This is a genomic window from Burkholderia sp. MSMB1072, from assembly GCF_001524725.1.
GTDB lineage: Bacteria > Pseudomonadota > Gammaproteobacteria > Burkholderiales > Burkholderiaceae > Burkholderia.
The window spans coordinates 123036-144867 of sequence record NZ_LOYC01000034.1 but is presented as its reverse complement, the minus strand read 5'-3'; the positions used below and the strand labels follow the sequence as shown (position 1 = coordinate 144867).

Annotated in this window: 16 protein-coding genes, 2 tRNA genes and 1 pseudogene; 9 read left to right on the top strand and 10 right to left on the bottom strand. The window is 63.0% G+C overall.

What is annotated here, in order from left to right; translation table 11 throughout:
- Positions 1-447 precede the first annotated feature (447 nt).
- Together WS89_RS18120 and WS89_RS18115 are read right to left on the bottom strand one after the other, a co-directional pair.
- Positions 448-524 (bottom strand) — tRNA-Arg (locus WS89_RS18120).
- A 191-nt stretch (positions 525-715) separates the two neighbouring features.
- Positions 716-1546, bottom strand: coding sequence for an undecaprenyl-diphosphate phosphatase (locus tag WS89_RS18115; RefSeq protein ID WP_034206973.1), 831 nt, complete (start codon positions 1544-1546; stop codon positions 716-718).
- A gap of 477 nt (positions 1547-2023) precedes the next feature.
- On the opposite strand from WS89_RS18115, the gene WS89_RS18110 reads away from it, so the two are divergent.
- The 5 genes from WS89_RS18110 (at position 2024) to WS89_RS18090 (ending at position 7539) form a co-directional block, all read left to right on the top strand.
- Positions 2024-2935 (top strand): aldose epimerase family protein, encoded by a 912-nt coding sequence (locus WS89_RS18110; RefSeq protein WP_059502007.1) that lies wholly within the window; start codon positions 2024-2026, stop codon positions 2933-2935.
- Between the two features lie 131 nt (positions 2936-3066).
- The gene (locus WS89_RS18105; protein WP_059502006.1) at positions 3067-3768 is read left to right on the top strand and encodes a peptidoglycan DD-metalloendopeptidase family protein; all 702 of its coding nucleotides are present in this window, start codon (positions 3067-3069) and stop codon (positions 3766-3768) included.
- Between the two features lie 367 nt (positions 3769-4135).
- Positions 4136-5755, top strand: coding sequence for an acyl-CoA synthetase (locus WS89_RS18100; RefSeq protein WP_059792429.1), 1620 nt, complete (start codon positions 4136-4138; stop codon positions 5753-5755).
- 70 nt (positions 5756-5825) lie between these two features.
- Entirely contained in the window at positions 5826-6149 is a 324-nt protein-coding gene (locus tag WS89_RS18095) for a DUF2288 domain-containing protein (protein ID WP_059792427.1), read from the top strand.
- A 10-nt stretch (positions 6150-6159) separates the two neighbouring features.
- Positions 6160-7539, top strand: a complete 1380-nt coding sequence (locus WS89_RS18090; protein ID WP_059792424.1) for an MATE family efflux transporter — start codon at positions 6160-6162, stop codon at positions 7537-7539.
- Positions 7540-7558: 19 nt separating this feature from the next.
- Here the strand turns inward: WS89_RS18090 and WS89_RS18085 are convergent, their stop codons facing one another.
- Complete coding sequence (locus WS89_RS18085; protein WP_059792423.1) at positions 7559-7744, bottom strand: hypothetical protein; 186 nt, start codon at positions 7742-7744, stop codon at positions 7559-7561.
- Positions 7745-7880: 136 nt separating this feature from the next.
- Here WS89_RS18085 and WS89_RS34245 point away from each other — a divergent pair, with 136 nt between their 5' ends.
- The gene (locus WS89_RS34245) at positions 7881-8051 is read left to right on the top strand and encodes a hypothetical protein (RefSeq protein ID WP_175888554.1); all 171 of its coding nucleotides are present in this window, start codon (positions 7881-7883) and stop codon (positions 8049-8051) included.
- A gap of 208 nt (positions 8052-8259) precedes the next feature.
- On the opposite strand, the gene WS89_RS18080 is transcribed toward WS89_RS34245, so the two are convergent.
- Positions 8260-9066, bottom strand: coding sequence for a GNAT family N-acetyltransferase (locus WS89_RS18080; RefSeq protein WP_034206968.1), 807 nt, complete (start codon positions 9064-9066; stop codon positions 8260-8262).
- Between the two features lie 170 nt (positions 9067-9236).
- Positions 9237-9698: a phosphohistidine phosphatase SixA gene (gene sixA, locus WS89_RS18075; RefSeq protein ID WP_059501998.1), complete on the bottom strand. Its 462-nt coding sequence runs from the start codon at positions 9696-9698 to the stop codon at positions 9237-9239.
- Positions 9699-9856: 158 nt separating this feature from the next.
- Here sixA and WS89_RS18070 point away from each other — a divergent pair.
- Positions 9857-9933 (top strand) — tRNA-Pro (locus tag WS89_RS18070).
- 210 nt (positions 9934-10143) lie between these two features.
- Here WS89_RS18070 and WS89_RS32700 read toward each other — a convergent pair.
- From WS89_RS32700 to WS89_RS18060, 4 genes and pseudogenes are all read right to left on the bottom strand, one after another.
- Positions 10144-10395 carry a PAAR domain-containing protein gene (locus WS89_RS32700; RefSeq protein ID WP_082741895.1) on the bottom strand — a complete coding sequence of 84 codons (252 nt, stop codon included), beginning with the start codon at positions 10393-10395 and terminating at the stop codon, positions 10144-10146.
- A gap of 12 nt (positions 10396-10407) precedes the next feature.
- The gene (locus tag WS89_RS34240; RefSeq protein WP_082741894.1) at positions 10408-11070 is read right to left on the bottom strand and encodes a hypothetical protein; all 663 of its coding nucleotides are present in this window, start codon (positions 11068-11070) and stop codon (positions 10408-10410) included.
- Positions 11067-13865, bottom strand: a pseudogene (locus WS89_RS18065) (glycoside hydrolase family 108 protein). The gene WS89_RS34240 and the pseudogene WS89_RS18065 overlap by 4 nt, the downstream one beginning before the upstream one ends.
- Positions 13866-13921: 56 nt before the next feature.
- Entirely contained in the window at positions 13922-16417 is a 2496-nt protein-coding gene (locus WS89_RS18060) for a type VI secretion system Vgr family protein (protein WP_373558392.1), read from the bottom strand.
- Between the two features lie 1004 nt (positions 16418-17421).
- Between WS89_RS18060 and WS89_RS18055 the strand changes: the two genes are divergently transcribed.
- Positions 17422-17856 carry a hypothetical protein gene (locus tag WS89_RS18055; RefSeq protein ID WP_059792419.1) on the top strand — a complete coding sequence of 145 codons (435 nt, stop codon included), beginning with the start codon at positions 17422-17424 and terminating at the stop codon, positions 17854-17856.
- Positions 17857-17956: 100 nt separating this feature from the next.
- Here WS89_RS18055 and ppx read toward each other — a convergent pair whose 3' ends face one another.
- Positions 17957-19471, bottom strand: a complete 1515-nt coding sequence (ppx, locus tag WS89_RS18050) for an exopolyphosphatase (RefSeq protein ID WP_059501996.1) — start codon at positions 19469-19471, stop codon at positions 17957-17959.
- Between the two features lie 279 nt (positions 19472-19750).
- On the opposite strand from ppx, the gene ppk1 reads away from it, so the two are divergent.
- Positions 19751-21814, top strand: a complete 2064-nt coding sequence (ppk1, locus tag WS89_RS18045) for a polyphosphate kinase 1 (protein WP_059792416.1) — start codon at positions 19751-19753, stop codon at positions 21812-21814.
- Positions 21815-21832: the final 18 nt, after the last annotated feature.

The following is a 21832-nucleotide window of genomic DNA, read 5'->3' as shown; positions in this document are numbered from 1 at the left end:
AGACTGCCCGCCTGGTGCGCTATCAGACCTTGGTCGCAAGTGGCGGTGCTTGCGAATGGTCTTCGGATTTGTCGTCATCTCCAGATAGGTGCACTGTCGACACCAGGGTCCGTTTCGGATCGTATTCGGCGTCGCGAACGAGCGATGCCCGATATGGCATTTCCACTCGAGCCTGTGCTGGAGTTCACGTATTCCGTCGAGATGCATTGACCACCACGTTCCGTTGCGATTGGGTGCATCAGCTTAAGCCCTAGCTTCCGGCCATCGTACGCACACGCACGACATCACCGTTCCGTGCCACCGACCGGCAATTAGCTGGCTTGATCCGGATGAATCATGATGCCCGGTGCCGGATTGCGCTTCCATACCGCCGCTACACGTTGCCTACACGAGCATGCCGACAGGGGATGGGAAATTTGAAACTATCAGCCGACGCACTGATGTTATTGGCCCGCCCTACACGATTCGAACGTGTGACCTACGGCTTAGAAGGCCGTTGCTCTATCCAACTGAGCTAAGGGCGGTCGAGGGAGAAAAGACACGGCCTGACGCGGACCGCATTGGAGCATCGGGCTTTTGAGCGACGAGCAACGGCAACACCGCCCGCAATCACAACCACTCAAACCCCCGAAACCAAAACGGGCCCGACACGAAGCCGAGCCCGAAATTATACCCGATCATTGCGCCGGATCACGCGAGACTGGCGCCCGCGGCGTCAAACCGGCTGCGGATGCAGCATGAACCAGCCGAGGCAGAACACGCCGGCGATCACGCAATACACGCCGAACGACGCGAGCCGGCCGCGCCCTTCGAAATAGCGCATCAGGAACCGCACGCTCAGGTACGCGGCGATCGCCGTCAGCACGCCGCCGAGCAGCGCATCGGCGAGCTGATCGCGCGCATGGAACAGCTTCGGCAATTCGAGCACGCCCGCGGCGAAGATGATCGGCGTGCCGAGCAGGAACGAAAATTCCGCCGCCTTCTCCGCCGTCAGCCCCGCCGCGTTGCCGGCGATCATCGTCAACCCGCTGCGCGAGAAGCCCGGAATCAGTGCGCCGATCTGCGCGAGGCCCACGAAGAACGCCTGCTTGAACGTCATCTTCTCGGGCGGCCGATGCGCGCGGCTGCGCTGAATACGATCGCCGAGCCACAGCAACACGCCATTGACGATCAGCGCGATCGCGACGATCCGCAGATCGTGAAACACGCGTTCGATGCGCTTCTCGAGCAGCAGCCCGACGATGCCGGTCGGAATCGTGCCGATGATCAGCGCCCACATCAGGTGCCCGTCGTCGTTCTTGCGGCCGCCGAGCTGCGCGAAGAAGCCGCCGATCAGCGCGATCCAGCGCGCGCGGAAGTACCACAGCAGCGCCAGAGCGGTGCCGAGGTGGAGCGCGACGAGAAAGGGCAGCAGTTGCGGCGCGTGCTTGTCGATGTGCATGCCGAACAGCGCCGGCACGAGCAGCGTATGGCCAAGACTGCTGACGGGGAAGAGTTCGGTAACGCCCTGCAGGACGCTCAGGAATACCAGAAACCAGAGGCTCACGCGTCGGTCCTTTTAGTGAAGATTAAGCGGGAAGGAAGGCGGACGACGCGATGCGCGTCCTGAAAAACGCGCCCCGATTATGCCGAGGCAGGATTACTGCGCCAAGGCATTTGGCAGGATATTGCGGCAATGCACACAAACGCTTGCAACTTGTAAGCGCTCAGAAAGCAAAAAGCCCGCCATTTGCATGGCGGGCTTGTAGGCTTCGGCAGAAATTGCCGTCAGCGGCCGAGCTGATAGAAAAATAATACCGTGCTGCCGGTAAACATGCCGAACAGTGCGATTCCCATTGCCATTGCCAGATCCATGGCCCCCTCCGCGAAGTGTCATGACCCGGCAACATCACCGGTTTAGAGGCATTATCCAGACCGTCGACAGCGTTAAAAACTCGCAATTTCCCGAGAAGGGTTTTCCCCGACCGACCGCGGCCCGATAATGGAACGCACGTTGCTCCAGTCACTTCCAACCCGATTCGCCATGCCCACCTTCCAGCAACACGACATTCACGAACTTCACGCCGGCCCGTCGCTCGCCCGGGTCGCTCCGCAATTCGGCGGCCGTCTGCTGTCCTGGCACGTCGATGGCGAACCGGTGATCTTCTGGCCGGAAACCGCCGATTGGAACAACCTCGCCCGCGTGCGCGGCGGCAATCCGCTGCTGTTTCCGTTCCTCGGCCGCCACCGCGTCGACGGTGAAATCGGTCGCTGGCGCGACGCCGCCGGCGTGGTTCGCGATCTGCCGATGCACGGTTTTGCGCGCGACCTGCCGTTCGACGCGCACCCGTCGGCCGACGGCGCCGCGCTGACGATGACGCTCGACGCGAACGACGCGCTGCACGCGAGCTACCCGTTCGATTTCCGGTTCGAAACGACCTACCGGCTGGCCGACGCGCATACGCTGGAGGTCGCGCTGACGACCGCCAATCGCGGCGACACGCCACTACCCTATTACGCCGGCCACCATTTCTACTTCGCGCTGCCGCACGACGAGCGGGCCGACACCCTCCTCGAGCTGCCGCCGACCCGCCGTTGCCAACAGCGCGCGGACGGCTCGATCAGCCCGCTCGAACCAGGCGAAGCCCGTTACCGCCTCGACAATCCGGACATCCTCGATCGTTTCCACTGTCTCGATGGCGAGCCGTCCGCGCCGGTGCGCATCGTGATGCCGGGCCGCCGTCGCACGATCGAGATCGCGCTGGACGTGCCGGGCTCGATCCCGTGGTATGCGGTCACGACGTGGACCGAAAAGCCGGATTCGGACTTCTATTGCGTCGAGCCGTGGCTCGGCCTGCCCGATGCGATCCACAACGGCCTCGGGCTGCGCATGCTCGCACCGGGCGCGACCGAAACGGCCACGCTGCGGATCCGCGTCGCCCCGCTCGCCGGCTGATTCGGCACGCATCGAACCGGGGCGCGGCGGCCCGCCTGCGACCGAAACTGCGGTGCGCGGGTCGAACCCGTTAAAATCGGACGTTTTGTGTTGCCTGCCGCGTCACGCGCGGCAGGGTTTTGCGAGGTTCAATGTTCGGAACAACAACGAAGCGACTCTTCGCAGCCGCCTGCGCCGCCCTGCTCGTCGCGTGCGGCTCCGCGCCCGTCGGCCCCGGGTTCTATCGCGTCGAGCGTGGCGACACGCTCTACAAGATCGCGCGTGAAAACCGCACGTCGGTACAGAGCATCGTGCGCTGGAACCAGATGACGAACCCCGATGCGATCGAAGTCGGCCAGGTGCTGCGCGTCGCACCGCCGCCCGGCACGGCCACCGCGTCGACGCCATCGACCACCGGCACCGGCAGCGCAGGCCGCGCGCGGCCGGCCCCTTCCGCGCCGGTCGAATCTGCCGTGAAACCGGCCACGAGCATTGCGCTGATCTGGCCGGCGGCCGGCAACGTGGTGCGCACGTTCGACGGTTCGAAATCGAAGGGCATCGATATCGCGAATTCGCCGGGCACGCCCGTGGTCGCGGCCGCACCGGGTGTCGTGGTCTATGCCGGTAACGGGTTGCGCGGCTACGGCAACCTGATCATCCTGAAGCACAACGCCGATTACCTGACGGCCTACGCGCACAACCGCGCGTTGCTGGTGAAGGAAGGCCAGTCGGTCACGCAAGGGCAATCGATTGCCGAGATGGGCAACAGCGACAGCGATCGCGTCGCGCTGCATTTCGAGTTGCGCTATGGCGGCCGCTCGATCGATCCGTCACGCTACCTGCCGGCGCGCTGAGCGCGCGATGGACGGCACGCGACGCCGGCGCGCATCGCGTGCCGTCACGGCGAAAACGGAAAAAATCGAGTCAGCGCTTGCGCAGACGTCCGGTGAAACGGCCGGACAACGGATCGACATGACGAGCAAACGCCACCAGCACACCGATTCCGATCAGGCTGAACCCCGCAGCTATCAGAAGCAAATCCATGGTCACACCACTGTTTTGTCTTGATCTTATGCGTCATTGTGGAATCGTGCACTGAGCCGTAACTGTTGGACGAGTCAGAACATTCCCTATCAGCGAACACCATTGTGAATTCGTCTGCGTGAAATCCTGATGTAAGCCGTTCACCCGACGCCACGCCGACATCCGGGAGACCATGCGATGCTGCCCGCCGCCGACCGCTACGACCACCTCCTCTCCCGCTTCCACTGGGACATTCCGACGCATTACAACATCGGCGTGGACGTGTGCGACAAATGGGCCGACGGCAGCGGACGCCTCGCGCTGATCCACGAAACGGCGCAAGGCGACGTCTCCCGCATCACGTTCGACGACCTGAAGAATGCTTCTAACCGGCTCGCGAACAGCTTTGCGCGCGCCGGCCTGCGGCGCGGCGACCGGATCGGCATCTTTCTCGCGCAGAGCCCCGAAACGGCGATCGCCCATCTCGCCGCGTACAAGTTCGGCGCGATCGCCGTGCCGCTCTTCACGCTGTTCGGCGTCGATGCGCTCGAGTACCGGCTCGCGAACAGCGAAGCCGCCACGCTCGTCACCGACGCGGCCGGCTACGCGAAGATCGCGCCGCTGCGCGCACGGCTGCCGGCACTGCATACCGTCTACTGCATCGGCGACGATGTGCCCGATGCGCCGGGCGTGCTTCGCTATGACGCGGCGCTCACCGCCGAATCGCCGGACTTCGTGCCGGCCGATACGGCCGCCGACGATCCGGCCGTGATCATCTATACGTCCGGCACGACGGGCAAGCCGAAAGGCGCGCTACACGCGCATCGCGTGCTGCTCGGCCACCTGCCGGGCGTCGAGATGTCGCAGCAGTGCTTCCCGCGCGACGCACGCCTGTTCTGGACGCCCGCCGACTGGGCATGGATCGGCGGGCTGCTCGACGTGCTGCTGCCGTCATGGCATCACGGCGTGCCGGTACTCGCGCGCCGCTTCGAGAAATTCGACGGCGACGCGGCGTTCGCGCTGATGGCGCGGCACGGCGTCACCCACGCGTTTCTGCCGCCCACCGCGCTGAAGCTGATGCGCGCCGTCGCGGCGCCGCGCGAACGCTACGCGTTGTCGCTGAAATCGGTCGCAAGCGGCGGCGAATCGCTCGGCACCGAATTGACGGCGTGGGGCCGCGACGCGCTCGGCGTGACGATCAACGAGTTCTACGGGCAGACCGAGTGCAACATGGTGCTGTCGTCGTGCGCGGCGCTGTTCGATGCGCAGCCCGGCGCGATCGGCAAGGCGGTGCCCGGCCATGCGGTCGCGATCGTCGACGCTGAGGGCGCGCCGCTGCCGCCCGGCGTCGAAGGCCGCATCGCGGTGCGCCGCCCCGATCCGGTGATGTTTCTCGAATACTGGCGCAACCCCGGCGCGACGCGCGACAAGTTCGCGGGCGACTACCTGCTCACCGGCGATACGGGCACGATCGATGCCGACGGTTTCGTGCGCTTCGTCGGCCGCGACGACGACGTAATCACGAGCGCCGGTTACCGGATCGGCCCGGGCCCGATCGAGGATTGCCTGCTCACGCATCCGGCGGTGCGAATGGCGGCCGTCGTCGGCGTGCCCGACGCGACGCGCACCGAAATCGTCAAGGCGTTCGTCGTGCTGAACCCCGGCCACGCCGGCGACGCTGCGCTCGTGAGCGCGCTGCAGGAACACGTGCGCACGCGACTCGCCGCGCACGAGTATCCGCGCGCGATCGCGTTCGTCGATAGCCTGCCGATGACCGCCACCGGCAAGATCGTGCGCCGCGCGCTGCGCGACGCGTGAGCGGCCCGCTCGCTCGGCCCGCCCGGCCGGATGGTTTATAGTGGCGCCACGCAGTTTTTCCAAGAAACCGATGTCCTCTGATCAACACTCCGCCACGGGCGCGCCGCACAGCCCGCTCTACGCCAAACTCCTCGGCGAGACCGCCAAGATCGACTGGTGCGATCTCGAGCGCTTCTTCGCGCAGGGCAAGCTGCTGTCGGTTGCGCGCGACCTCGATCTCGTCAGCGTCGCGGAAGCGGTCGCCAGCGACGATACCGAACAGGTCACGCGCTGGCTGTCGTCCGGCCTCGTCGCGCGCATGCCGGCCGAGACCGCAGCCGACTACGCGGCGCGCAATCCGGAACTGTGGGCGGTCGTCGTCTCGCCGTGGGTCTGCGTACAGGAACGCGCCTGACGCGTCCGCCATGTCCGAATCCGCCTTACCTCACGGGGCCAGCGGCGCTGCGGCTGCCGTCACGCATCGGCGCGTCCTCGCGCTCGCGTTCCCGATCGTCGTTGCGAACCTGACCCAGCCGATCCTCGGCGCCGTCGACACGGCCGTCGCCGGCCACCTCGACGGGGCGCAATATCTCGGCGGCGTCGCGCTCGGCGGGCTGTTCTTCAATTTCGTGTTCTGGGGCTTCGGCTTCCTGCGGATGGGAACCACCGGCCTCGTCGCGCAGGCGCATGGCGCCGGCAACGCCGCCGGGATCCGCCTGAATCTGCTGCGCGCGCTGATCGTCGCGTTCGCGCTCGGCGCCGCGGTGCTCGCGCTGCAGGCGCCGCTGCTGTCGTTCGCGCTGTCCGCGCTCGGCGGCAGCGACGCCGTCCACACGACGGCGCTCGCATACAGCCACGCACGGATCTGGAGCGCGCCGTTCGCGCTCGCGAACTACGTGGTGCTCGGTTACCTGCTCGGCGTGCAGCGCGTTCGGCTCGCACTCGTCGCACAGGTGTTCATCAATGCGGTGAACATCGGCGCCGTGCTGCTCTACGTGTACGGTCTCGGTTGGGGCATCGCCGGCATCGGCGCCGCGACCGCCACCGCGGACGCGTGCGGCTTCGCGCTCGGCGCGTGGATGCTGTGGCGGCTGCGGCCGCGCGGCCTTGCACCGCTCGCGGTACGCGCGCTTGCCGATCGGGTCGCGCTCAAGCGGCTGATCGTGCTCAATCGCGACATCTTCCTGCGCACCCTGTGCCTGCTCGGCGCATTCGGGTGGTTCGCGCATCTCGGCGCAAAACAAGGCGACGCGACACTCGCCGCGAATGCGCTACTGCTGAATTTTCAGACCTTCATGGCGTACGGCCTCGACGGCTTCGCGCATGCGGCCGAGGCGCTCGTCGGCGCGGCGGCCGGCGCGCGCGATCGCCACGCATTCCGGCAAGCCGTGCGCGTCACGCTGTTCTGGTCGGCGCTCGGTGCGCTGCTGTTCGCGCTCGTTTACTGGGCCGCGGGCGGCTGGATCGTCGCGCGTCTGACCGATCAGGCCGAGATCCGCGCCGTCGCGCTACGCTACCTGCCGTGGGCCGCGATCTCGCCGATCGTGTCGGTCTGGGGCTTCCTTCTCGACGGCGTGTTCATCGGCGCGACGCAGACGCAGTCGCTGATGCGCGCGATGGTCATGTCGTTGTCGATCTTCATCGCGGCCACGCTCGCCGCCGTCGACACGTTCGGCAATCACGGTCTCTGGTTCGCGCTACTGCTGTTCATGGCGGCGCGCGGCGCGACGCTCGCGCGCTACCTGCCGGCGCTGTTGCAGCGCATTGGCGCGGACCCGCAAGCCGCATCCGCGGCCCGCGCGTGACAGCGGGGCCGAGCGACCGTTACTGCACGGGTTTCGGCGACGGCGCGTCGAGCATCGACGGCGGCGTCATGTCGGTCGGCACGCCGCGATAGTCGGCCGGATCCTCGGGCGGGTGGCCGCGGCGCGCCTGGCGGGGATCGCTGCTGCAGGCGGCAAGAAGGGATGCGACCAGCACGGCCAGCACGGCCAGCATGATACGGCTCATCAGGTAGGGCTCCAGAAAACGGCGCGCCCATCGCACGCCGGGACCGCGCCGAGTCTAGCGGAAATCCGGTTTCGGAGTTGCGCCGTGCATGTCCTACTATGTACGCATGGCGCTGGGCCGTTGAAAGGAGGCTGCCATGTCGTCTGAGGAAATTGCGGGCCTGATCGGCCTGTTCATCGGTGTGATGGTGCTGGTCGCGCTGTCGTACTTCGAGTCGCGCGAATACAAGCGCAGCCACGAAGGCGAAGGGATGATCCACCACTGGATGGCGGAACACCACCTGCTCGACTGGCGGCGCAAGCACTGAGCGCGCGCCGCTGCCGTACGGCCCTCCTCCGGGCCGCCGCGAACGTGCCGCCCCGCGGCACGGTGATCGCTGCGTATCGCTGAAATTATCAGGGGCCAGGTACGCACACGTGAACCGCATACACGAACGCCGTCGCGCGGCACAGGCCACGCGACGGCGTTCGCTTGCGCGCGCCGCACCTCGGAAGGTGCGACGCGATTCGACCCGCTCAGCCCAGGAAGTGGCGGGCGTAGCGCGCGTTGATGTCCGACAGGCGGAACAGCGTCAGGAAATCCGCGCAGTTGAAGTCGGGATCCCAGGCCGGTGCGCCGCAAATCTTCGCACCGAGACGCAGGTAACCCTTGATCAGCGGCGGCGGCGCGACCACGGTGCCCGTCTGCAGTTCGTCGACCGGCAGCGCCGTGTGCGGGAACGCGCGATACTCGGGCGCCGTCAGCGAGCCTGCCGACAGCGACTGGTACAGGTTCGCCGCGTAGTGACCGCCATCGGCCATCGACACGCTCGCGCAGCCGAGCATCGTTTCGTAGCCGTTCTGCATCATGTACGCGCCGAGGCCGCCCCACAGCGCCATGATGACGGCGCCACTGCGGTAGTCGCTGTGCACGCACGAGCGGCCGACCTCGACCATCTTGCCGCGCAGGTGCGTGAGCCGCGACAGGTCGAATTCGCCTTCGGCGTACAGGCGGCCGACACGCGCCGCCTGGTGCGGCGGCAGCACGCGGTACGTGCCGACGACTTTCAACGTGTCGAGATCGCGGACCAGGAGGTGGTCGCAATACGCGTCGAACGGATCGACGTCGAGCCCGGAAGGGCCGCTGACCTGCGCGCCCATCTCTTCGGCGAACACGCTGTAGCGCAGGCGCTGGGCTTCGCGCAATTCGTCTTCCGTACGCGCCCATGCGGCGCGCAGGCGATACTCCGATGTGACGGTTTCACTGGCGCGCGGCAGGTGACGCCGCGACGTGTCGAGGGGCAGCGAGGCAAAAGGGAGCGTAGGCGTCGGCAGTTCTCGCATTAGGCTTTCCTGGTCGTAAGGAATAGGACGACATGCCCGCCAATGTAGTAATCGGCCGTGACCGTTATGTGGCACGACCGTGTCCTTTCAATGACGTGTCGCCGATTTGACTTTAGCAGAAAGCTCGCGAAACGGTATGATCAATCCCTTCAAACCAATTCAGACGGGCCTTACACCAATTCGGGCGTCAGGACCGCCCGCAGCACGGCCTGCCGGCTGCCGTCGCGCGTGCGGCTCGCCAGCCACACGATTCCGCCCTTCTTGATGCTCCAGCTGTCGTCGCCGCCGGCGATCAATTGCGCGGCGACGCTGCCGAGCGTCGGCTGGTGGCCGACGATCACGACCGTCGGGGCGATGCCTTCCGGCCAGCCGGCGGCTGCCAGCACGTCGTCGACGCCGCCGCCTGGGGCAAGCGCGTCGACGGTGCGGTACTGGTCGGTCAGTGCCTCGACGGTCTGTACGGTGCGCGCCGCCGGGCTCGCGAGGATCACGGTATTCGTCTCGAGACGGCCGCGCAGCCATTTGGCCATTGCCTGCGCATCCTTGCGGCCGCGCACGGTCAACTGGCGCGCGAGATCGCTCGTCGCGTAATCTTCGGCCTCGGCGTGGCGCCACAGGATCAGGTTCATCATGATGTTCTCCTTGCTTCGGCGAGCGGCCGCGCGCATGCGCGCGGGGCGGCCGATCTCACGAGAATTGTCGCAAATCGCGGCCGGTTCGCGGCCGGGGCATTTACCCGCATATCGTGATTGACCGAATCGGCCATTCGACGTTATTATCTTTGGCTCGTCGGAGCGTAGCGCAGCCTGGTAGCGCATCTGATTTGGGATCAGAGGGTCGAAGGTTCGAATCCTTTCGCTCCGACCAAAGGAATCAAGGGGTTACAGGAATTTTCCCTGTAGCCCCTTTTCCAATTCTGGCTTCATGTAACCCGATTCGGCCTGCACCGATCAATCCCGATCCATTTCGACTGCGTCACCTGCCCCTCCTACAGCCAGCTTCACTACACATCTGCGATCGTTGATTTCGATACACAACCGAAGGCAGTTGTTGACACGGCACCCCGATTCCGCAGGATCAAACGAGACTTGAGATCAGGTGGCAGCCACACGTAGCACGGTGGCCGTGCCGCGCGATCGGGATGCCGCCATCCGTCATCGACGAATCGCCCTCTTCAATGATGTTGGGCGACACGTCGGGATGCTGCGGGCATGACACACGATCGCCCTTGCGGGCAACATAGCGGCTATCGAAGCGCATCGAAGTTGACCCTGTTTCGACCTTGCCGCCGTGGTCGGTGTCGTCGCCTACCCGAATCAAATTAATCATCTTCGCTCCGAGCTATGGGCATGCGTTAACTGTGCCGCACTCAATCCAGCGCTCTATAATCCTTCCGTCTTTCGCGGTATATCTAACCCTCCAGAACTTGAGATCGTCAGAAATGTTCAATAATTCAACCACATCCCCCTTTATTATGTAGGATTTTGATTTATTTTTACTGACTGGCTCTGCGTATAGGTACGCTCGATTCGCGGTCACCTGTCTATTCTTGGATGCTTTGCTGTCCTTGGTCAGGTAAACATCGAATGGGCCGTAAAAAAAATCACCATCTGGATTTTTTGTGACTTTCCAGTGTAACTCTCCGTTACTTAGTGAAATATCCGAGACTCCATTTTTTGCACCAAAGAACGAGAAGAAGTTGATCGTGGCGCGCAATCCGTCGAGCGATATCGTTCCATCCAAATTGTCGCCCCCTTCCGGGTCGCAATCAATTCTTCGTCCTTCCTCGGTGATAAAGCAATAACTCCCTGCAACTTGATTGCCCGAGGATTTGTGTAATTTAATGACAAAAGTAGAATAAGGCTTCTTGCCTTCGTGTTGCTCAGACACATATCGCCATTCGCCAAGAAGTGGGTTCACCTCAGTTTTAGGCACTTGCGCAATCGCCGCCTCGAATCCAATAAGAAGGCACAAGCCAATAAAAATACGCATCAATCTATTCATAATTTTACCTGAAGGCAATCATCAACACGGCCAATCCAGCCCTTCAAAAAAACGACTTGACTGGAATCATTGTCGACCAGCATCTTGTAATATTTTCGGCGAATTTCTGCAATATCCTGGAGTAACTGATCCTGATCTTGAACCGCGTTTATCGCTTTGATTGTGTTGGATCCGAGGCCGCCATCTTCACCTACGCCAGCACCGTATTTTGAATTGAGCATTTTCTGAATTTGCCTCACGGCGCCGCCGGATGTGATTGTCCAATCGTATGTCATAAGGGCAATACGGTCGTCGCGGAATTGACAAAATCCTTTTGGCTCCCAGAATCTCTTTAAATAAATTACCTCCGCTTGACTCTCGGTAAGCGCTTTTAGATTTTCGACAGTTGGCTCAACCCCAAGATCTTCCTTGGCATATTTCTGCCACGTCGGCCAAGCTATCCCTCTATTTGTGAGTCCGCCTTTATCGTTTTTGTTGTTCACAATTCCACCCTCGTGATTCAGAATAATTTTAGATATCTTCTTGAAACGAGCGGCGCAATCGCCACAACCTTCTTCGCTTTTTTGGGCGAAGTTTCCAATCAACCCGATCGGATGGAGATGCCACGGGTTCGGTTCTTTCGGGAAACCTTTCACGCTGGCGACATGCTCCCACCACTGCAACTTCCCGATTCGTTCGATTTCGCTCCTCCACAGCCACAGCAGCTTCTTCATCAGCGGCGACAGCGCTTCCCATTTACCCAGGCCGCCGCCCCATTCACTTTCGCAGCGCACGACGAGGTGGGAGAGGGCTTCCGCCGTCCACCGCGTTTCCTGCGCGTGCTTCAGCTCCTGAGCCGTCACCTTCCCATCGTGGTTCGCGTCAATGGCCTTCTCGAGCGTCGTTATAAGCGGACTTCCGTTGACCGTGGCCGCGCTCGTCTCGAATTCGGTTTTGTCTTCGTCGGCCAGAAACAGCTCTGCGACGTGGATGTAGCGCTTCAGCATGTCGATCGGCATGATGCTGCTGTTATCGATCAGTTCGAAGCCCGGCCAGTCCCACGGCCCGCACATTCGCACGAGCGGATGGTCTCGCTCGCACACCCATCCATCGCGTGTTTTGCCGTCCTTGGCGCCGATCTTCACGTAATACCAGCGACGCCCCTTGTCGTCTTTCGCGATGCTCCCTGCGCCGTTCTACTCTAGGCCGGCAGTTCGGAACACGTCACGGAAATCCGCGCCCGGCCCCTTTGCGTTCGAGAAGCTCAACGGAAAGTCCTTCCAACCGGGTACGATTGCGGTGGTGGTCGTGTCGGCGAGGCTGCCGTCGACCCAGACAGGCGTACCGGCGTCGTTGAATACCGGTTTCGCGTGGCGGCTGCCATGTAAGGGCGCGGCCGTTTTCGGTTGTACCTTGACCCACTTGCCCTTCAAGTCGCCGGCGAGAGGCGCAAGTTTGACGCCGGGTTGCAGCTTCTGGTCCGGTTCCGGCAGATCGCTGACGAGCCGCGCGCCCGGCGAGATCTCCAGAAACGCTTTGGACGCCGGTAACTGCTTGGCTCGTTCGCGACTCCTTTGGATGAACGCTTCGAGCTCGGGGCCGGCAAACACCTCCAAGTGCAGCAGTGGCCGAGTCGGTTTCGCCGGCAACAACTTCGCATCCGGGTAGCGCAAATAGTGACCGAGCTGACCGATCACGTCGCCTGCCTTGACTGCGTACGGTTGTTTGAGCACCACGACCGTGTCCAGCGGTTTCGGATCCACTATAGGATCAAGCTCGCCTAGAAAGACGTATCCGTACGGCGCGTGCGGTGATACAGGCTGACCGACGATCGCTGCGACCGCGGTACCGGTTTTGATCGTCTTGATCTTCGCCCAGCCGGGCTTTGCCTTTGCCTGCTCGTCCGTATCCGAGACGATCAATTCCGCACCCTTCGGCAAGATGCCGATGATCTTGCCGTTCGGCAGATCACAGATACGAAGCCCCGTGATCGGGGCGGGAAGCGGTGTCGCGTCTTTCTCTGCTTGTTCCGGTTCGGTTGGCGGCACGAAATTGTTTCGGATGAGGTCGCCCAGCGGATCACTATCGGCGCTGTTTCGCTGCGGCGGCATGGGTGCCTTCGGCAATGGGACATTCTGCTTGTCTTTCGCTTTTTCTCCGACCCGGTAGTAACGGTCGCCTTCCCAATACGGCATCGGTGCCATGTTCAACTTGGAGAGGTCGACTTGGGCGAACTTTGCCTGTTCCGCCGCCGACTGGTAGCTATTCCAGTCCATCGTATGCATGTACAGGCTGAAGAACGTGAGCGTCTCATTCGGCGCCGGTTTGTTCTGTGCCGGCGTCGAATTGGATGCTGGTACGGGCTCCCCTTTAGAATTTTTCGTGGGGGCCGGTTTCGGCAGCGGAGGCGGTGGTAATTGCAGTCGATGGCGAATCAGTACGAAGCCCGTCGAATACAGCGCGTGTCGGCCGTCCTGGTAATCCTGTTCCGGATATTTGCTGTCGAGCCTGTACGCGACGACTTCACCGTCGGCAATCGCGCGAATGCCGTCACCTTGCTTCAGTTGAGCGCTCGTGTTCTGGTCGAAGTGGATGCCGCCGTGCCACATGCCGTTCGCGCCTAGTGGATAGAACCCATCCTCAGCGACCGCAAGAGCCTTCATGTAGGTCATCGGATCGGATGCGTCGTCCTTGCCGGCGGGAGTGAATGGGAAGGCCCAGTTCAGCGGCGTGTAAGGCGGCGTCGCCGGTGTGCTTGGCGCGGCTGCGGGGTTGGCCGGCGCGGCTGGCTTCTGGGAAGGAGGTTTTTTGCTCATATTTCTCGGAATCTCTCGTTTCTCTTTTTTGTCGCTACGGGGTTGCCGGTCGGGCGTCAGCCGGAGAAGAGCGAACCTCGTCCGCCGTCAGTTGACACCGGCGTTGCCTGCAACGGATCGCGAATCGTCCCGCTCGCGCCGCTCGACTTGTCCCAGTTCCCGCATTTTTCCAGAATCTGTCCGGTCGTCACGTTCTCGATCAAACCGCCCTTGATGCTGATGTATGAGCCACCCGCGCCGATCCACACCTCCTTCGCGGCCGTCAGAATCAGCCGTCCGTCCGCGCTTTCGATCTTCACGTCCTGCAGCCCCACTAGCGAGGCCGAGCCACTTTGCGCCTGGATGTCTACCGGTCCCTTCGCCGCGAAAATCTTGATGCCGAGGTTTTGCGCGAACAGGCTGATCTTGTCGAGCACACTGACCAGTAACGCTTTACCGGCGGCCAAGTTGACGTTCTTGCCTGCAACAACGTTCGCGTGCTGGTTCGCCGTGACATGCACCGACTGCTGCGTCGACGCGGCGATGCCTTCAGGACTCGACAGCAGCATCACCGGCTTCGCAAAACCGTTCGCATTGCCCGTGCCGCCGCCCGCTGTACGGCCGCCGCTGGCAGAACCAGCAACCGTGCGCTGTGTTGCGTCGGTGAACGACTTCAGCGCGGCCTGACCGTCCTGGAGGCTTTCGGCGCGGTTCGTTTCACTGGCCTTCGACACGGTCTCGAGCACGGCTTCCGCGCCGGCAAGCGGATCGGTGGCGGCCGTTACGTTCAGCGGCTGGGCAGTGGCTGGCTGCGTCGATACATAGAGCCCCTGCTCGGCGCGTACCGCGCCGTACGCACCGGACTTCAGGTCGAATCCGTTGCCGAGGAACGAGCCGCGCGTGTTATCGGATTGTTCGATCAGGTAACCCAAATGCAGGTGAGAACTGTAGCTCGACGAATAAAGGTGAACTCGGTTCCGACCGCTCGAATCATCCATGACAAGCTGGTTGAAGCCGTCGCCGCCGTATTCGCGAGAACGGAAGCCGGACAGCAGGCCGTGCGTGTGCCACACCGGCATCGTCGCGCCGCCGTGCAGTCGCGAGATGATCACCGGCCGGTCGCAGTCGCCATTCACGAATCCGAGGAGCACCTGATCGTCTTTGCGCAACGGGAAGTAACCGCCGCGCTTTGAACCTGCGTCCGGCATCGCTGCACGAATCCACGACGTGGACTTCGTATTGCGATCCTTTCGACTGTTTGATGTGCGGACCCGCACACGATTGCCGTCGTCCGTGTGGATTTCCTCGTCGCTGTCCGTCACGACGATCGCCGTCTGCAAGTGCATCTCGGGCTTCTCGTGCTCGAACGGGCTGCGGAACGGCGTCTTGCGGCGTTGCGCTTCGATCTCGACGTGAAAAAATCCGATACCGCCATCACGGTGACTCACGGTCGTACCGGTTCCGGCCACCTTGACCTGTTCGATCTCGCTGCGCAGACTGCGCGGGAATCGCGTGAGCGCGTCTATGCCGGGCAAGTTATTTTGGATTAACCAGTCGCTCGCGATGATCGACAGCTCACGCTCCTCCTCCGGCAATGTATCGAAGAGGGGATGTCCCGACACCTTGAACCAGTAGCCGGGCAATGCATAGCGGGGACTGCCGATCGCGAAATAGCGTTTTGCTCGCGAAGCCCATTCCTCGGTGCGGATGCGCGCCTGTTGCTGTCCAGCATCAGATTCGGCCCACGTCTGTGAGCCGGTATAGAGATACTCTTCGCCTTGACCGGGTAACTCATCAAGGTCAGCCGCTGGCGTGCTCGCCTGTTTGTCGAGGTCAGGCCGCTTGTAGTCAACGGTGCCCAGCGTCAGCGTCGCACTTTGGGCGTCCTGCTGTTCGCTCAACTGGGTAAGCCCATCGAAATCCTCGTCGGTACCCGCGTGGCTGAACTTCATCTCCGAATTCGGTAGCGACGGCCCAAAATAGAGGTCGTCCATCATGACGACCTTGTGCGACTTGCCATCCTTCGCAAAATCGAAGCGCGGAAACACCCCGACTTCCTCCAGACTCCGGTGCACGAAATTCCAGTCGGTTTCCCATTGCACACGGTGCGAATACGAGCGCATTGCCGTGCGCAGTTCCTGTCCATAGTTGCCGGAAGCCTGGGGATGCTTGTCGAATACGTCGGTGAGAATCTGCCAGCCGCCGGCTTCCTGCCAGTCGCGCCGATCGCTGCTGAGCTTGAGGAAGCTCAACCACGAAGCGAAATGGAGCTGAAAATACGACAACGTGCCATCGTTTCCCAGACGGCGAGCCTGTTGCACGTAGCCGTGAATTGGCAGATAGCCGCCGTCTGTCTGGCGGATCCAGAGCGTGACGGGTTGCAGCATCAGAGCGTTGAGCTTGATCTTGTCGCCGACGACGGACGAGGCATCGACAGTCACCTCGAAATTGCGCCCAAGCCGCGCTTTGATCTTGACGTACAGTGGCGTGAGCCAGTTGTTGCCCAGTGGAGTGTCGAGTTTGACGATTCGATCGAACTGCGCGTAACCGCCGCGCAGCACCTTATCCAGCATGTCCGATGCCATGCATCAACCCCGTTTAGGGAACACGTCGATTGCTCTCAGACAATTCGACGATAATGTTAATGTAAAATTTCCGAAAGCAAATGGAAATAAAATCCCGATCTGATTTCGATATTAGAGCATAGCAAACGTTAGTGGAAAATGCGCACGCCCGTCGCCTTATAAAGACATTGCTTTCAGAAAGCCAACTTAGATTAACTTCGTGCGACGGCGCTTCCTTACAAAGCTATGCAGTCACATGCCAACGCGCTCGACATATCTGTCGGTTGCAATATAACGTCGAACAATCGCTGCATCCGGCCCGCCTTCACGAAGCTCCCGGACATCCCGTTATTTTTGAGTGGGCGCCAGGCAATGAATTCGCGAAGGCATATATCCATCTACACGAGCACCCCGTTCAAGAACAAACTCGCGCGCGCCCTGGTTCGACCGCAGCGGTCGATTCTAAAAAGATTCACTCATATATCACTTTCCCGAGTACGGCCTATTACGGGCGCACCGCCGATGTAATCCCGCATCGGTGCCCTTAGCTCAGGAATTTCACGTGCATCCCACTCTTGCCTTCGCCATTGGCAATGCCCTTGTTCTGATTCTTGTCTGTACCGGCGTCGTACTGTTTCTCAGGCGGCGCGCTACTCAGATTCCTGTTCCAACGTCGCCTACACCTTCCGCCGTTACCGCGCCCGTTCTTCAGTACGAGTTTTTTCGATCCAACGATTGACGAATGGGAAGCCCAAGCCCTCTACCCGGGTCACGCGCTGCATGCCTTCCGACATGCGCCGCCGGCTCCCTCCGAACTGAGGCTGGCCCCTTTTTCCGTTTTTACGGGCGTTTTTTGTCGACCCTTGGATGCTCGCCCGCTTTCGGGACTCGCCCCGGTGCGGCCCGGGCACGAATCGACCGCCGCAGCGACGCGCCCGCACCTCCACCGCCAAGCCCGCGCACGGAACTTGCTGGAACACGCGATAATACGTGTGAACAACCCGCCACCGCGCATGAAAAACAACGTTCTCAAGCCAGCCCTCTGCGCGTCGCTGCTCGTGCTCGCCGCCGCCGGCACCGCGTCGGCGAAAGCGCTCGACGACGCACTCGACTGCCATTCGACCGGCCACAAGTTCGTCGCACCGCTGCTCGCCTCCGGCGACATCCAGTCGGAGCCGATGCACGTCGAATCGAATTCGGTCAATGCGTTCCGCACGAACCGCCCGCTGACGGCCTACGGCTTCGGCGTCTATGTCGTGCTCGGCTACCAGGCGAATGACCCGATCTTCCGTCCGGGCGACGGCACGCCGATCGGCGACTGGGCCTACGGGGTCGTCGTGCGCGGGACGAAGAGTTCGGTCGAGGAAGCCGTGCGCAAGGCCGGCAGCGACGCAACCGTCAAGCAGGCGTTCCCGTTCCTGACCGCGATCGTCTGCTCGTCGGACTGAGCGGACCGCCAGCACGCTCGTGCGGCGCGCCTGACGGAGCGCCGCCGCATATCGCCTCCCCCCCGGAGCCTGAGCGCCTTCCGGGCCCGCTATCGACCTGTCACGCGCCGGTATACACCACGCGATACGGGATCCCGACCTTCTCCCACTCCGCCGCCTCCTGGCTGAGGCTGTAGTCGGTCAACGGGTTCTGCTCGACCCAGGCGTTCGGCAGACGCACCTCATAGCCGCCCTTCTTCATCTGCGAAACGGAAATGTCGGGCAGCCCCGCGTCGGTCCGGCGCCGGCACAGCAGCGCCGCGAGCCGCAAGCAGAACAGCAGCGGCCACTCGACCTCGCGCGCCTGCGACAATTTCCCGAGCTTGCCTGCATGGCCGAGCACGAGCGCGGCGAGCCGCGCCTGGTCGGTGCGCGAAAAACCCGGCATGTCCGCGTTGCTCGCGATATAGGCCGAATGCTTGTGATACGCGCTGTGCGAGATCGACAGGCCGATCTCGTGCAACGCGGCCGCCCAGCCGAGGAACATCCGCCCTTCCTCGCGCGCTTCCTCGTCGTCTTCCTCGAGCTCGTCGTAGAAACGCCCCGCGAGCGCGCCGATCCGCTCGGCCTGCGCACGATCGACGCCGTAGCGGCGCATGAAACCCTCGACGGTCACGGCACGCATGTCCTCGTGCTGCGTCCGGCCGAGCAGGTCGTACAGCACACCGAGGCGCAGCGCGCCGTCGGTCGTATCGACGTAGTCGACGCCCAGCTCCTCGAACACCGCGAGCATGATCGCCAGACCGCCCGCGAGCACCGGCACGCGGTCGGGCTTCAGCGCGATCAGCTTCAGCCGGTTGACGTTCTCCGCCTTGATCAGCGCACGCTTGAGCCGCTCGAGGCCGCCGCGCGAAATGCCGTGCGTGATGCCCGGATCGTTGAAGCCGTTCGCCTCGACGAGTTCCGCGAGCGCGCGCGCGGTGCCGGACGACCCGATCGCCTGGTCCCAGCCGGCCTTCTTGTATTCGCTCGAAATGATCTGGATCTCGCGCTTGGCCGCGAGTTCGGCCTGCCGCATCGTGTATTCGTCGACGTTGCCGGCCGGAAAGAAGGCGCGGCTATGGCTCACGCAGCCGATATATAGGCTCTCCATCACGATCGGCGTGTAGTGCGAACCGATGATGAATTCGGTCGAGCCGCCGCCGATGTCGACGACGAGCCGCTTGCCGGCGCTCGCCGGCACCGAGTGCGCGGCGCCCGCATAGATGAGGCGCGCCTCTTCGCGGCCCGCGATCACTTCGATCGGGAACCCGAGCGCCGCCTCGGCCTCGCCGAGGAATTCGGCGGCGTTCTTCGCGACGCGCAGCGTGTTGGTCGCCACCGCGCGCACATGATCGGGATGGAAATCGCGCAGGCGCTCGCCGAACCGCTTGAGCGCCTCCCAGCCACGCTCCTGCGACGCGCGATCGAGCATCTTGTCGCTCGACAGGCCGGCGGCCAGCCGGACCGGCTCGCGCAGCGCGTCGACGGGATAGATCTGGCTGCCCGCCGGCGTTTCCTCGACGCGCCCGACGATCAGCCGGAAGCTGTTCGAGCCGAGATCCACGGCAGCCAGCAAGTGGGGAGTTGTAACCATCAGAAGGGGGCTCCGTGCGCGTTCTTCCGCGGCAGCCGTTCCGGCAACCGCGGGCGATCAATCAAAGGCGACATTTTAAGCGTGGAACGCTTGCCGTTGCCACGCTTCACGGGCATGCACACGGCTCGATTCCATATAGCCGAAACATTTATGCGACGAAACGGTTACGGCGTAGAATTTCCCGATATAAAACCATTGTTGTCATCAGCACGTCATCGTACCGTGAGAGTTTCCGAGCGTCCTTTCGATTCATCGCCTGAATTCCCCCCTACTCTGCCGATGTCCGTCCGTTACCCGCTTCTCAATCGTGAACTCGGCATCCTCGGTTTCAACGAGCGCGTGCTGGCCCAGGCGGCCGATCCGCAAGTGCCGTTGCTCGAGCGCCTGCGCTTCATCTGCATCACCAGCAGCAACCTCGACGAATTCTTCGAAGTCCGGATGGCCGGCCTGCAGGAACAAATCCGCGACAACCCCGGCGCGCTGACGCCCGACGGCATGTCGTTACAGCACGCTTACGATCTCGTCGTCGAACGCGCGCAACGGCTCGTTCATCGACAGTACACGATGCTGCACGAAACCGTGCTGCCGGCGCTCGAACAGGAAGGCATCTACTTCCATGCGAGCGACTCGTGGAACGACGAGCAGCTCGAATGGGCGCGCCACTACTTCCTCGACGAGCTGCTGCCCGTGCTGACGCCGATCGGCCTCGATCCCGCCCATCCGTTCCCGCGCGTGCTGAACAAGAGCCTGAACTTCGTCGTCGAGCTCGAAGGCCGCGACGCGTTCGGTCGCCAGGCCGTGATGGGCATCGTGCAGGCGCCGCGCGCGCTGCCGCGCGTGGTGCGCATGCCCCATGCGCTGTCGGGTTTCGAGCACGGCTTCGTGCTGTTGAGCTCGTTCATGCAGCGCTTCGTCGGCGAACTCTTCCCGCAACTCATCGTGAAGAGCTGCAACCAGTTCCGCATCACGCGCAACAGCGAGCTGTTCGTCGACGAAGACGAAATCACGAACCTGCGTGTCGCGCTGCAGGGCGAACTGCCCGCGCGCCACCTCGGCAACGCGGTACGCCTCGAAGTGTCGGCCGACACGCCGCTGCACATCGTGCGACGCCTGCTCGAGGAAAGCGAACTCGGCGACAAGGACTGCTATCGCGTGGCCGGGTCCGTGAACCTCGTGCGCCTGATGCAGATTCCCGATCTCGTCGACCGCCCCGACCTGAAGTTCACGCCGTTTACCGCATCGACGCCTGCCGCCATCACCAACGCGCCGACGATGTTCGACGCGATCGACGCCGGCGACATCCTGCTGCACCACCCGTACGAGAGTTTCCAGCCGGTGCTCGAACTGCTGCAGCAGGCCGCGAGAGACCCGAGCGTCGTCGCGATCAAGCAGACGATCTACCGCACCGGCACCGACTCGCCGCTGATGGACGCGCTGATGGAAGCCGCGCGCAACGGCAAGGAAGTGACCGTCGTCGTCGAGCTGCTCGCGCGCTTCGACGAGGAAACCAACATCAACTGGGCATCGCAGCTCGAAGCCGTCGGGGCGCATGTCGTGTACGGCGTGGTCGGCCACAAGTGCCACGCGAAGATGATGCTGATCGTGCGACGCGTGGTGCAGGCCGGCAAGGCGTCGCTGCGCCGCTACGTGCATCTCGGCACCGGCAACTACCATCCGCGCACCGCGCGCCTCTACACCGACTTCGGGTTGATGACGGCCGACCAGAAAATCTGCGAGGACGTTCATCACGTATTCCAGCAACTGACCGGGATCGGCGGCGAACTGACGCTGCACGAGCTGTGGCAGTCGCCGTTCACGCTGCATCCGCGCATCATCGATTCGATCCGCGCGGAGATCGTCAATGCGCAGGCCGGCAAGCGCGCCCGCATCGTCGCGAAAATGAACGCGCTGCTGGAGCCGTCGGTGATCGCCGCGCTGTACGAAGCGTCGCAGGCCGGCGTCAAGGTCGACCTGATCGTGCGCGGCGTCTGCGCGCTGAAGCCCGGCGTGCCGGGGCTGTCGGAAAACATCACGGTGCGCTCGATCGTCGGCCGCTTCCTCGAACACCACCGCATCTACTATTTCCACGCGGGCGGCGCCGAGGACGTCTATCTGTCGAGTGCCGACTGGATGGACCGCAACCTGTTCCGCCGCGTCGAAGTCGCGTTCCCGATCCGCGAGCGCAAGCTCAAGCGGCGCGTGATCGCCGAAGGGCTGTCGGTGTGCCTCGGCGACAATCAGTCGGCATGGCAGATGCACAGCGACGGCCACTATCGCCGCCGTCGCACCGGCAAGACGATCCGCAACGCGCAGCTCGGGTTACTCGCGAAGTTCTGCTCGTGAGCCCTCGGCGCGATGCGG